Origin of the sequence: Chitinophaga sp. LS1 (assembly GCF_034274695.1) — a bacterium.
Lineage (GTDB): Bacteria > Bacteroidota > Bacteroidia > Chitinophagales > Chitinophagaceae > Chitinophaga.
This window is the reverse complement of sequence record NZ_CP128362.1, coordinates 2,512,902-2,525,325: the sequence shown is the minus strand read 5'-3', so window position 1 is coordinate 2,525,325 and position 12,424 is coordinate 2,512,902. Positions and strand designations below refer to the sequence as shown.

The following is a 12,424-nucleotide window of genomic DNA, read 5'->3' as shown; positions in this document are numbered from 1 at the left end:
GTGAATTCCCTCTTTCATGAAGTTTTTTTCTGACACCTGATAATACCCCGCCATTTTATTTTTGGAATGCTTTCCTTAAATATGAAATGCTGCCATTTCCAGCAACCCCTCTCCCCTGCTCCTGAACCACTTGTTATACCCGTGCAATACATATTCCGTTGCCTGCATGTCATAAACACCCGTTATTTCCGCTTCTAACAATGAGAGCAGGTTCATCACCTTCTTACGGCTATAAGCCCGTGTATAAGCCCCAATATTGTTTTCCATAATATCTGACAATGCCCTTGCCCGGGATATAAAAGAAGCCGGCATCTCCTCCTCAGGAATGGTATAATCCATAATCACCGCATTGTTCCGCCCCCTGGAACAAAAACAACGCATCACTTTCAGAAAATGCTCTTCGGGAATATAATGCATGATACCTTCAAATACGATGAGGGTAGGTTCATGCGGTCTGTAGCCTGCGGCTATCAGTAGTTCCATCATTTGCTGTGTGTGGGTAATGTCTGCATGTAATGTATGCAGGCGGGCGTCATTGTAGGACACGGCGGCATAGAGCGCCTGTTTTTCCTGCATATGGCAGGTATCCACTTCATAAATGCTGGTAAGCTGTTCGGGAAAGTATTCTGCAATCTGCAGCCCCAGAGGGTCCAGGCCCGCTGCTAATATGCATACCTGCTGATGGGGGTGTTCTATCATAAGCTGTTTGATCAGGTAGCGCACCATCTGTTTGCGAAGCAATAAGATCTCACTGAATAAAGGCGTGATCCTTGACAGCTCTTCTGCCGGTTTTTCTACAGCACTGAAATCAATGTGTGATAAGTATGCATGCCCCCAGCCATCCATGTACAGGCTTTTTACTACAGAGAGTAATAAGGCGGAAGAAGAAGCCACGGAGAGTTTATTTTCCACGGTTTTCATGGGGTTCAGTTTTTAGGTTAACGTGTGTTTTAAAGTTAACGGTAAAGACTGAAATGTAATAACAGGGATATAAGCCCAACAGGGAGGAATGGCTTCGCCATTCCTCCCTGTTGGGCTTGATTTATAATTAAATGAACCTGCGCATGCAGGTCCATTTAATTATAAATTTATTTATTTTGCTAATAACTGCCTGGTATACTCCTCTCCCCAATGTGGCGCAATCCCGCTTGCCGGCTTGAATGCTGCAAACTTCTTCAGCGCTACTGTAAACTTCTCTTTCGCTTTCTCTTTACTGCCACCAAACTGTTCCGGTGTATAATACAAAGATTGTCCCTGCAGCATATCCACACGTGGATTCTCTTTATTGATCTGCGCAGCCTGTGCCAGCCAGGTAGCAGCTTCCGTACCATACTGCATACCTCTTGTTTGCGGATCCACACCAATACGTGCTGTAGCGATCAATGACCTGATGCAATAGATCTCATCATTCTTAGGACTCAGCGCGTCTGCCTGCAGAATGGCAGCCTGCGCCTTATCATCGATCATATCCACCTTGCTCTTATCTTTCTCCATCAGTGCATTCATCACATAGCAATAAGCAGCATAGTAATAAGGTAACCATTGTGTCTTTTCAGCAGCAGCAATACGCTCAAAGGTGTTGGCAATTTCCTGCATCTTCTCAGGCCCCCGGTTGGCGGGATCATCCAGCAGTGCAATCTGTTTGTTCATGGCTGATTCATATTGCGCGCTCTGCGCAAAAGTCATAGAAAATGTAGTTACTAAAAGGCAGAAGGAGAGAACAAAAGTTTTCATCATATACAAGTTTAGATTTTATAAGTTATCAATCGTTTCCTGACGCCTGTCTATACCAAAGCTCATAAACATACCCAGGTAAATAAAGCGGGGAATATTCGGTGTGATCGCTTCCCTGCGCAACGCATCTGTTGAATAATGATAGCCATATACCTGTTTGAAATTACCGATGTTATTCACAGATAATACGAGGATGGTAAAGGCTTTGTGAATAGATGTCAGATAACTGACACTCAATCCGACTGAATTATAATCGATGGTCTTTTGCGACATAAACTGGCTCACAGGCAGATTCGGATTATAATAAGGACGACCTGTAGCAAAGGTGTATGTCAAACCAATATTAGTAGTGATAGATGAAATATAGTATTTGGTCACTACGCTGAAAGTATGCTTTGCAGCGAAGTCCGGCTGTACTTCATATGGATAAGTGAGATAGTTACGCTTGGTATCGAGATAAGAATAAGATACCCAATAGTCAAGGTTCTTCACACTCTTACGATCACGCCAGAAGAGTTCAATGCCTTTTGCATAGCCAGTACCGTTAGTAACTGTATCCGGACTTGTCTTCACAAGGTGATGATACTTTTTATAGAACGCTTCCACACGCAGTGTATAGTTATTGGCTACCCGCTGGAAACTGGCGATGTAATGCGTAGCCTTCATGTAATCCAAATCTGGCTTGAATCGCAGGTATTGCTGCTCCGGCTTTTGATAGTAATCACCATAAGCTAATGACACCTGGCTATTCTGATCTAACTTATACGCTAATGATACACGCGGTGCCAGATTCATTTTACCAATCTTCGATGAGTATTCCATACGACCACCTACACGACCTACAAATTGTGGTGTGAAGTAGATATCACCTTCTGCAAATGCAGCAGAATAATTATCTGTATAGTTCGCCTTATATCCATTGTATTCAGCGTTTTCCACGGCATACTGATACTCACCACCCAAGCGCAGTGCAGAGAAATTACCAATGTTCTTTGTAAGCATCACTCTACCCTGAGCCAGTTGTGAAAGGTTATGGATCTTCATCGGGTCGGGGTTCTTCGGCACCGTATCTAAAGTGATCCTATCTGTATTCGTACTAAATGATACCCCTGCATTTATCTTCCAGTCATTATTTAATAACTCCTTATAGCTTAGATTCGTATACACATTCTGATTTTTCATTTCAAACAACTCCTTATCCCCTGCATATTCAAAGCTGGGACGAATACTCCCCATATGTGTCCAGTTGCTATACCCATAGAACTTGAGCATGCCTGTAGCAGATGTTTTCCTTCTGAAATTAGCAGAAGTACCAATGATCTCTGGATTCACACTCGGCTCAAACTTAGGCTTGATCACATTCAGATAAGGTCCCAGGTTGGTGTAGTCAGCTTCTATACCAAAAGAGCCTTTCTTATCTTTTGCCAGTTCATCCAATCCACCACTCACACCAATCGGAGATACACCCAGTGAATAGGAAGAACGTTCCGGCAGATCCTGTGATTCCAATACCAGTGCAGAAGATAAACCCTGTCCATACTGAGCTGAATACCCCCCACTGCTAAAGGTCGTGCCTTTAAACAGGAACGGTGAAAAACGCCCTCTTCCCGGCATATCAGGCAACCCTGAATAAAAAGGATTACGCACCAGTAATCCGTCTATAAATGTCTGTGTTTCGTAACCGGTACCACCACGTACAAAAAGGCCTTCCTTATCATTGGTTTGCTGTGTACCCGGCAATGTCTTTAATGCACTCACAATATCTGCCATCGCACCACCAGTGGTTACAATATCCAGCGGTTTCAGTACAGTATTATTCTTCTCGCTGCTGGCTTCAATACTCCCTGCGGAGATGGTCACGATTTTGAGCTGGCTGATATCATTTCTTAAAATGATATTCAGTGTCACGGGACCTGAGAGATTTACTTTTTGTTCCTGTGTCTGATAAGTGGCTAAACTGAAAAAAACACTTTGTTCGCCGGTGACGTCGGTTGTAAAAGAGAAGGTACCGTCGGCGGCACTGGTAGCACCGTCGTAAGCGTCTTTAATGGAGATATTCACTCCCTGTAATGGATGATTTTTCTTGTCGGTGATCTTTCCACTGATCTTTGTTTGCGCCTGCAGAACAGCTGTCGGGATGGTTGATAAAAACAGAATTAGGTAAAACTTACACATAGGGGGTGTTGAATTTTTAACAAAGCTACATCGGGGCCAGGGGGCTATCAATCCATATAAGGCAAATGTAGGGAGTATTGCCGGTAAAAGCGGGTGAACAGTCGGTAAAAAAGAACGGCCTCACCCAAAGGGAGAGGCCGTTCTCTTATATTCTTACCTTGATAGGCTTATGCAAATCTTGGTTTCAGTTCGCTAGCCAGCGCAACCATTTTCTTCAAACCTTCTTCAGGCAGGTTACCTTTCTTGAACTCAGCCATTACATCTGGCAGACGAACGTCCATTTCATTCAGGAAAGCCTCTTCAAAAGCCCTCACATTCCTAACCGGAACTTCACGCAGCAGACCGTTTGTACCCAGATAGATCATTGCTACCTGTTTTTCTACAGTGTACGGAGAGAACTGAGGTTGTTTCAGTATTTCCACGTTGCGGGCACCTTTATCAAGTACCTGCTTGGTAGCAGCATCCAGGTCACCACCGAATTTAGAGAACGCTTCCATTTCACGGTATTGCGCCTGGTCCAGTTTCAGGGTACCAGCTACCTTCTTCATGGATTTGATCTGAGCGTTACCACCCACACGGCTTACGGAGATACCTACGTTAATAGCCGGACGGATACCAGCGTTGAACAGGTTAGACTCCAGGAAGATCTGACCGTCAGTGATGGAGATTACGTTGGTTGGGATGTATGCAGATACATCCGCAGCCTGCGTTTCGATGATTGGCAATGCCGTCAGGGAACCACCACCTTTAACCAGGTGTCTGATTGATTCTGGCAGGTCATTCATCTGCTGAGCGATTTCATCCTTGCTGATGATTTTCGCTGCACGCTCGAGAAGACGGCTATGCAGGTAGAATACGTCACCAGGATAAGCTTCACGTCCAGGAGGACGACGGAGCAGCAGAGATACCTCACGGTAAGCAACCGCCTGTTTAGACAGATCATCGTATACGATCAGTGCAGGACGACCGCTATCGCGGAAGAACTCACCGATAGCAGCACCAGCAAATGGCGCGTAGAACTGCAAAGGAGCAGGATCAGCAGCAGAAGCAGCTACGATAACAGTGTAAGCCAAAGCACCTGCATCCTGCAGGGTTTTCATTACACCTGCGATTGTTGAGGCTTTCTGACCAATCGCTACATAAATACAATATACTGGCTTGCCAGCTTCGTAAAATTCTTTCTGATTGATGATGGTATCGATACAGATGGCAGTTTTACCAGTCTGACGGTCACCGATCACCAGCTCACGCTGACCACGACCTACAGGGATCATCGCATCGATCGCTTTGATACCAGTCTGCAGTGGTTCTTTTACCGGCTCACGGAACAATACACCCGGAGCTTTACGTTCCAGTGGCATTTCATACAGTTCGCCAGTGATTGGGCCCTTACCATCGATAGGAGCACCCAGGGTATTTACTACACGACCTACCATGCCTTCACCTACATTGATAGAGGCGATCTTACCGGTACGACGTACTTTGTTACCTTCTTTAATGTCACCCGATTCACCCATCAATACCACACCCACGTTATCTTCTTCCAGGTTCAGCGCGATCGCCTGAACACCATTTTCGAATTCTACCAGTTCACCGGAACGAACGTTGTTCAAACCATAAACACGTGCGATACCATCTCCCACCTGCAATACGGTACCAACCTCTTCGAGGTCAGCAGCAGCATTGAAGTTGCTTAGTTGCTGGCGTAATATCGCCGAAATTTCATCTGGTTTTATCTCCACCATAGTGATATACTTTTAGAAAGAGTCGTTAAATAAATTGATGTATAACGACAACAGCTTTGCGGGTACGCAGCGGCTGCTGTAAATTGTTTTATTTCAGTTCAGGAACATAGATGTTACCTGCGAATTGCTTTTTGATGTCATTCAGATCACGCAGTATTGATGCATCAAACAGTTTGTCCTCTGTTTCCAGTACAAAACCACCGATCAGGGCAGCATCTACTGCTGATTCCAGTTCGATCTTCTTGTCTGAACCTGCTTCTGCTTTCTGCTTGATCACATTCAGTACACTTGCATCTACTGGTACAGCAGTGGTGATTTTCACCTTACTGATACCTTTCAGTGTATTGTACTGACGCAGATATTCACCTGCGATCTCAGGCAGATTGCTTTCCCTTCCCTTGATTACCAGCAACTTAATGAAAGCGGAAGTCATGGCGCTCACACGGCTGTCGAAGATGGCAGCGAGGATCTGTTGTTTTTTATCAGGCTTGATGATGGGACTTTTCAGCAAATTCACCACATCAGGATTTGTTTTTGAGAGCTGCTGCAGGAAGAGCATATCTGCCTGTACAGCCTCCAGCTGTCCTTTTTCAGAGGACAGATCTATCAAAGATTTTGCATACCTGGATGCTAAACGAGGATTCCGCATATATATAGCGATTAGCTCTTAGTTTAATTTAATGTCTCCTGCCAGTTCTTTAATATAACCTTCCTGAGCTTTTTTGTCAGACAGTTCTTTACGCAGCACTTTCTCAGCTACTTCAATAACCAGTTTACCAACCTGATTTTTAACATCAGTCAGGGCAGCCATTTTCTGGTTGTCGATAGCAGTGTAAGCTTCGCTGATGATCTTCTTAGCTTCAGCCTGAGCTTGTGTCTTAGCTTCAGCAATGATGTGATCTTTAGCGTCTTTAGCTTCTTTCAGGATTTTGCTCCTTTCAGCTTTAGCTTCTGCCAGTACGTGCTCATGTTCAGCTTTCATCTGAGCCATTTCCTCTTTTACTCTTTCAGCAGCTGCGATTGAGTCAGATATAGAGGTTTCTCTTTCCTTCAGGATAGAGAGGATCGGTTTCCATGCAAACTTCTTCAGGATAATGAAAAGAATGATGAATATAACTAATGAGAAGGTAAACAAGCCTAACGCGGGCTGCAACAGATCCATGATTATTAGAATTTATTTGGTTCGCATTATTTTTTTCTTGCTGATGATGCCAGTGTACCAATGCAATACACAAACATTTTTACCGGTATACTGCCAGATCAGCGATCTTTTTTAAAGATAGAGATTACTGCATCCATTGCCCTGTGCGCCGGATGCAGTAATAAGTTTTGGCCTTACAGCACTACTGCCAGCAGACCTGCGATAACGCCGAACAGGGCAACACCCTCTACCAGCGCCGCTGCCAGGATCATGTTAGCACGGATGTCATTTGCAGCTTCAGGCTGACGAGCGATAGATTCCAGCGCGCTCTTACCGATGTTACCAACACCAATACCAGCTGCGATAGCAGCGATACCAGCACCAACAGCACCACCAGCTTTTGCCAGACCAGCAGCAGAAGCAGCTGCTTCAGTAGAAGCCTGCAATAAAACAGTTAAAATAGCCATGATAAATGTGTATTTATTGTTTAATACGAATTTTGATCTTAGTGATGTTTTGCCTCGTGGTGATCATCATGACCGCCTTCCATTGCCTGACCGATGAATACAGCTGTCAGGTTAGCGAAGATGAAAGCCTGGATAAAAGCTACCAGCAATTCCAGCATCATCATTACGATATTGAATATAATCGTAATCGGTGCAAAACCGAAACCAGCAATTGGCTGCAGTGAACCAAAGATGAATACCAGAGAAATAATGCTCAGGATGATGATGTGACCTGCCAGGATGTTCGCAAAAAGACGAATCATCAGAGACACCGGCTTAGTGAAGATACCGATGATTTCAACTGGCACCAGGATTGGTTTTACCCATCCCGGAACAGGAGGATTCAGGGTGTGAGCCCAGAAATGCTTGTTAGAACTGAACATCGTTGCCAGGAAGCTAATCAGCGCCAGCGCAGCTGTTACTGCCAGGTTACCGGTTACGTTCGCTCCACCAGGTAACAGACCCAACAAGTTGTTGATCAGGATAAAGAAGAAGATTGTGAGAATGAAAGGAGTATATCTTTCATAAGCACCTGGAATATTTGGCTTGGCAACTTCGTCACGCATAAAGATGATCACAGGCTCCAACAGGCTTTGCATACCCTTTGGCGCTTGCTTGGAACCTCTGACACGATAAGCTTTCGCTACACTTGTCATAATCCAGATCAGCAAAATAGCACCGATCAGCATAGAAGTCAGGTTCTTGGTAATCGACCAGTCATAGATCTCTTCATTCGTTGGATTGTCATTTGCATCTACTGCAATGACTTTACCAGGAACGTACTTGTTAGCAGCCAGACCCTTTTCTTCCAGGTAGTGCTCGTTTACCAGACGGTAACCGTCGTACGAAGCATGTCCATGGTGGAATTGCGAGCTCGAGAAAGTGGATAACCCTCTTTCCTTGCTATAAATGATAACAGGTAAAGGGATCGTTACAGGAGTGCCTGCAATGTCCAACAGATGCCAGTCATGGGCATCCTTAACGTGGCCAAGGATCACCTCTTTGGCATTAAACCCTTTCTTTTCATGAGGCTCGCCCTCAGTCGGGTTTGCAAACGTACTATACCCACTCATGCAGAAAACTGCAATAAGTGCTACCAGCTTAAGTTTAAACAGTTTGGAGGAAATCACCGCTTTCTGAAATTTTGCGCAAAGATAACCAGAATTATAATTAAACAAAGGGGACGACGAAAAAAGGAAAGCCGGGAAAACAATGTCACATTACATATTAATGCAATAATACATTGCCTACCCGACTTTCGTCATACCGTTTATCCTATTTAAAGGAAATATATTTTTGTTCTGCGTTGACTATCAAGTTGAAAAAATCTTTCATCTGACCAACCTCAGATGCCGGAATGTTGTCCATGATGTTCGTCATGAACGACCTGTTTATGATCAGTTTGCCCTGCGCTACCTTGTGGTAAGTGAGCTCATATTTCATATCCTTGAAGGTCGCTTTTACATCCGCAGGTATCTGGTCGAAGGTTTTTCCCGCTGGCAGGTTCAGCTCTATCTCACTTGTGTAACGATCTGTATTTTCGTACAACCAGTATTCAAACGGATACTGGCGGGCCTCATTATTGAATACATCGCTGGTAGCCACCACATCCATGAACGGTGGCTTGATCATGTTGATGTCTCCTACTCCAATCACCTCATTCTTAACGGTATAGGTCGTACTGATCGTCACGGAATCCTCCAGGTTATCCAGGTTCGCCACTTCAAAACTATCCAGTGTCACCGGGTTCTTGTAATGGCTGGCGGCACTCTGCTGCAGCGCTTTCCGCATCTCCTCCTCATCCTTGTCCGCAAAGCGGCCACGCATATTGGAAGCCAGCTCTCCATTCACTGTCATGGAAGTCTTTACCTTCAGGTCCGTAGCACCCACATCTATTTTAGTCTGGCGGTTCAGCTTCACATCGTATTTATCAGTCGGCTTCAGCAGACTAATCGTCTCCTTTGTATCGTAGTTAAATGGAATATTCAGGATCTGCGCGCTGATGTCATTCTGGGGCAGTGCATGATATGGCAACTGGTTATCAGTCAGCTCCAGGTAGCGATAACTCTCCCCATCCTTGAATCTGGCGATACAGTGGTTGAACTCCATAGATGGTAATACCATGCCCTGCTGACCGTTGCGACGTGTACTCACCAGCACCAGGTTGGCATCCAGCCCTACCTTACGGGCCAGGGATACAAAAAGGGTGCTCACATCTTTACAATCTCCCAAACGGGTGGCAAGGGTCTTACTTGCCCGCTGTGGGATATATGCCCCCTGTCTGAAAGCCACTGAGCTATAACTGATATTCTGCTCGATAAAGTTGTAAATGCGTTTTGCCTTCTCATCATTGCTCAGCTTCTTTTCTTCACCATTCGGGAAGATCCGTTGCAACGTCTTTAGCACATCGAAGTTCTCTTTGGATTGCTGACGGGTCACATCACTGTACCACTCCGCAATCACATCCCAGGATTTTACAGTAGATACATGCAATACCTTGCCAATATCACCCAGTGAAGGACTGTAAGATTCGTCTTTGAAAGCAGGCACGTTCTTGATTTCCCAGGTATACATGTGGAAATCTTCATGCTGACTTTCTACAGGTTTCACGTCATCTGCATTCTTCATCACATAGTTGATGCTGAGCGGCGCAGCCACCATCAGGCTATATCGCGCCAGCCTGGTAGGCACTGTCGCCTGGAAGTAAAACTTATCCCAGTACTCACGTCCTAAACGACCAATCCCAAAGTTGGCCACCTTGTAATTATAGTAAATCACATCACCTGGTTCCAGACGGGTGAATACAATATCATTGTCGTAGGTTTCTGCAGAAATCTTGGTACCATTCGCTTTTACCACTTCTGCTTTGATGATGGTCAGGTCTGAATAAGTACTGTTGTAAGGAATGGAAATTTCTTTCCACTGATCAATCGCATCTTTCTTGTTGATATAGATAGCCGTATTCGTCACCTGTTCACTGGCGCCTTCTGCATAGAGTACTACATTCTCTTCATCGAAGATGTAGTAATAGCTCTTTGCTGTATCCTGCGGTGCTTTCAGGTCCTTGTTGATTGCTGCGTAATAATCCATTTTGGGAAAGTAACTGAATACATCCGGCTTATTCTGCAGCTCACGGATCTTCTCTCTGTAAGTCGTACCACCTGCATAGAGGGCCAGTGCCTGTTTGTAATAATCCAATGCTTTTTCCTTATCTCCCTTTTGCAGATAACAGGCAGCTATAGTACCCAGCGGACTTGAATTGTATGGGCTGATAGCATGTTCTATTTCCAGATAATGAATAGCAGAATCATATTGCTGTGCTGCAAAGAAGTGCGTGATAATTGGTGAATACACATACAGTTCATACGGCGCCGTCTTGATGATATTACGTAATACAGCCAACCCCTTTTCAGGTTCTTTCTGCTGAAAGTAATCCTCTGCCAGTTGTTCCTGCACTTTGGTATTGTTGTGACCAGCCAGGTACTTCTCCAGTATTCTCATGGCTTCTGCCGGGTCTCTCACCATCTTCTGGTTATATGCATACATGCCACTTACCACATCGTATTCATCCGGGTACAGTTCATATGCTTTCTTCAACATGGTGACCATGCTATCTACGTGTTGCAGATTTGCATGCAGGTACATTTTCTTCGAGATCGTCCAGAGACTTTGTCCTTCGCGGGCTTCCAGTTTGTTCACTACTTCCAGTGCATCATTCCATTTCTTTTCATCTTCCAGTTCTGACTCATGCCCCTGCAATACAAGCGTATTTTCAGGATCTATCTGTTTCAGCATTTCTACCAGTGCAGAGATGTCAGTTCTGTCGTATTTGGATGACAGGCATTCCAGGTATTGATAAGCCAGCAGCGGGTCCTGCGGATCCTTTTCAAAGAATTTAAACAATGCATCTTTTGCTTTATCATATTGCTGGTTACGGTTGTATACTTTAGCCAACAGAATAGCATAGATAGGATCGTTCGGATATTTCTCTACCTGCTTTTTGAAATATGCTTCAGCAAAGTGTGGTAGCAATTCCGGTACATCTGTAGTTTTATCTACAGGGTAAGTTTCTACCTTATCAGTTGTGGTAAGCCCTTTCAGGGTTTCATACTTATCATCTGTAAGACGAACGATAAAGTTGGAACCGGGATTCGTAAAGCCTATCTGCACCAGTACACGGTTGTAACCTTTCTTCAGGTGTACACGTACATTGAATTTATCCAGCTCTGTAGCAATTTCATCCTCCTGTGCAATCAGCAATTTATCATTCAGCCAGGCCTTCAGACTACCATTGCCACCCAGGCAAAGGATCGCATCCTGATCTACCGGCGAATTCACAAAAGTCTGTGCATACCCAACTGAATTGGCAGCAGGGAACAGTGTGCCTACGAACAGCCAGCCGGCACTGTCCGTCACCGCTGGTTTGAACCAGTCTATATGTGTGTTATTGTAAGAGGTAAAGCCTTTTCCGGTATTAGGCTCTTTCAGCGGGCCGTAGTCTTTGTTAAAACCACTACCGCTGATGTTGTCAAAGGAACCAACGAACTGCCAGTTGCCTAAGGCGCCAATCTGGCTGTACATATTACCGGATTCCTTTAGCTGCATGCCTATCAGGTGATGGAGCCCTTTGTAATACTTAGCCGCAGCATGTAGCGAACCGTTAAAGCGGTTGTCGGTAATTACTGTGTTCAGGTTATCAAGTTGCTTCCCCTTCTTGATGCCATAAGCGCCGAAGATACCGTCAGTGAACCATAAAGCGTAGGTATACGGGTTAAGGTCGGTGATCACCGTAAATGGCGAAGGATACCTGTTGAGGAATGTATCACCGCGCCCATCATAGCTTTCCAGCAGAATCAGGGCGGCAATAGCGTTTTGTTTGTGGACCGGGTCACTCTTCAGTACTTTCCGGAACAGTTCATAAGCGTGTACTTTGTCGTTTTTGTGCAGTGCCTCCCACGCTTTTTCATAATCGCCAGCATGGGTTTGGGTGGTGACCGCTACGAACGCAATACAGCATAATAGCACTCTCATCGTACTTCTCATAAATAGGTAGGGGAGTTTATTCTAATAAAAATAACAAAAAAAGGGTTAATATTCTATTCATTCCAGGTTCGCCGCCAGGC

The 12,424-nt window shown here is 44.9% G+C and carries 9 protein-coding genes; all 9 read right to left on the bottom strand.

The window, feature by feature from the left end; translation table 11 throughout:
* Positions 1-75: 75 nt before the first annotated feature.
* On the bottom strand, positions 76-921 hold the full coding sequence (locus QQL36_RS10505; RefSeq protein WP_083724065.1) for a class I SAM-dependent methyltransferase: 846 nt from the start codon (positions 919-921) through the stop codon (positions 76-78).
* Between the two features lie 171 nt (positions 922-1,092).
* The gene (locus QQL36_RS10500; RefSeq protein ID WP_321569688.1) at positions 1,093-1,686 is read right to left on the bottom strand and encodes a hypothetical protein; all 594 of its coding nucleotides are present in this window, start codon (positions 1,684-1,686) and stop codon (positions 1,093-1,095) included.
* Positions 1,687-1,752: 66 nt separating this feature from the next.
* Positions 1,753-3,909 (bottom strand): TonB-dependent receptor, encoded by a 2,157-nt coding sequence (locus tag QQL36_RS10495; protein WP_321569687.1) that lies wholly within the window; start codon positions 3,907-3,909, stop codon positions 1,753-1,755.
* Positions 3,910-4,076: 167 nt separating this feature from the next.
* Entirely contained in the window at positions 4,077-5,654 is a 1,578-nt protein-coding gene (gene atpA / locus QQL36_RS10490) for a F0F1 ATP synthase subunit alpha (RefSeq protein ID WP_083724059.1), read from the bottom strand.
* Between the two features lie 88 nt (positions 5,655-5,742).
* Positions 5,743-6,303: an ATP synthase F1 subunit delta gene (atpH, locus tag QQL36_RS10485; RefSeq protein ID WP_083724057.1), complete on the bottom strand. Its 561-nt coding sequence runs from the start codon at positions 6,301-6,303 to the stop codon at positions 5,743-5,745.
* Between the two features lie 18 nt (positions 6,304-6,321).
* The gene (gene atpF, locus QQL36_RS10480) at positions 6,322-6,816 is read right to left on the bottom strand and encodes a F0F1 ATP synthase subunit B (protein ID WP_083724055.1); all 495 of its coding nucleotides are present in this window, start codon (positions 6,814-6,816) and stop codon (positions 6,322-6,324) included.
* A 173-nt stretch (positions 6,817-6,989) separates the two neighbouring features.
* Positions 6,990-7,262, bottom strand: coding sequence for an ATP synthase F0 subunit C (atpE, locus tag QQL36_RS10475; RefSeq protein ID WP_083724053.1), 273 nt, complete (start codon positions 7,260-7,262; stop codon positions 6,990-6,992).
* Between the two features lie 38 nt (positions 7,263-7,300).
* The gene (atpB, locus tag QQL36_RS10470; RefSeq protein WP_321569686.1) at positions 7,301-8,374 is read right to left on the bottom strand and encodes a F0F1 ATP synthase subunit A; all 1,074 of its coding nucleotides are present in this window, start codon (positions 8,372-8,374) and stop codon (positions 7,301-7,303) included.
* Between the two features lie 202 nt (positions 8,375-8,576).
* Entirely contained in the window at positions 8,577-12,344 is a 3,768-nt protein-coding gene (locus QQL36_RS10465) for a DUF3857 domain-containing protein (RefSeq protein ID WP_321569685.1), read from the bottom strand.
* Between the last annotated feature and the right edge of the window lie 80 nt (positions 12,345-12,424).

What these genes read in the sequence shown, in the direction of transcription:
- QQL36_RS10505 (WP_083724065.1), bottom strand. Translation starts at nt 921, where the DNA reads ATGAAAACCGTGGAAAATAAACTCTCCGTGGCTTCTTCTTCCGCCTTA.
- QQL36_RS10500 (WP_321569688.1), bottom strand. Translation starts at nt 1,686, where the DNA reads ATGACTTTTGCGCAGAGCGCGCAATATGAATCAGCCATGAACAAACAG.
- QQL36_RS10495 (WP_321569687.1), bottom strand. Translation starts at nt 3,909, where the DNA reads ATGTGTAAGTTTTACCTAATTCTGTTTTTATCAACCATCCCGACAGCT.
- atpA (WP_083724059.1), bottom strand. Translation starts at nt 5,654, where the DNA reads ATGGTGGAGATAAAACCAGATGAAATTTCGGCGATATTACGCCAGCAA.
- atpH (WP_083724057.1), bottom strand. Translation starts at nt 6,303, where the DNA reads ATGCGGAATCCTCGTTTAGCATCCAGGTATGCAAAATCTTTGATAGAT.
- atpF (WP_083724055.1), bottom strand. Translation starts at nt 6,816, where the DNA reads ATGGATCTGTTGCAGCCCGCGTTAGGCTTGTTTACCTTCTCATTAGTT.
- atpE (WP_083724053.1), bottom strand. Translation starts at nt 7,262, where the DNA reads ATGGCTATTTTAACTGTTTTATTGCAGGCTTCTACTGAAGCAGCTGCT.
- atpB (WP_321569686.1), bottom strand. Translation starts at nt 8,374, where the DNA reads ATGAGTGGGTATAGTACGTTTGCAAACCCGACTGAGGGCGAGCCTCAT.
- QQL36_RS10465 (WP_321569685.1), bottom strand. Translation starts at nt 12,344, where the DNA reads ATGAGAAGTACGATGAGAGTGCTATTATGCTGTATTGCGTTCGTAGCG.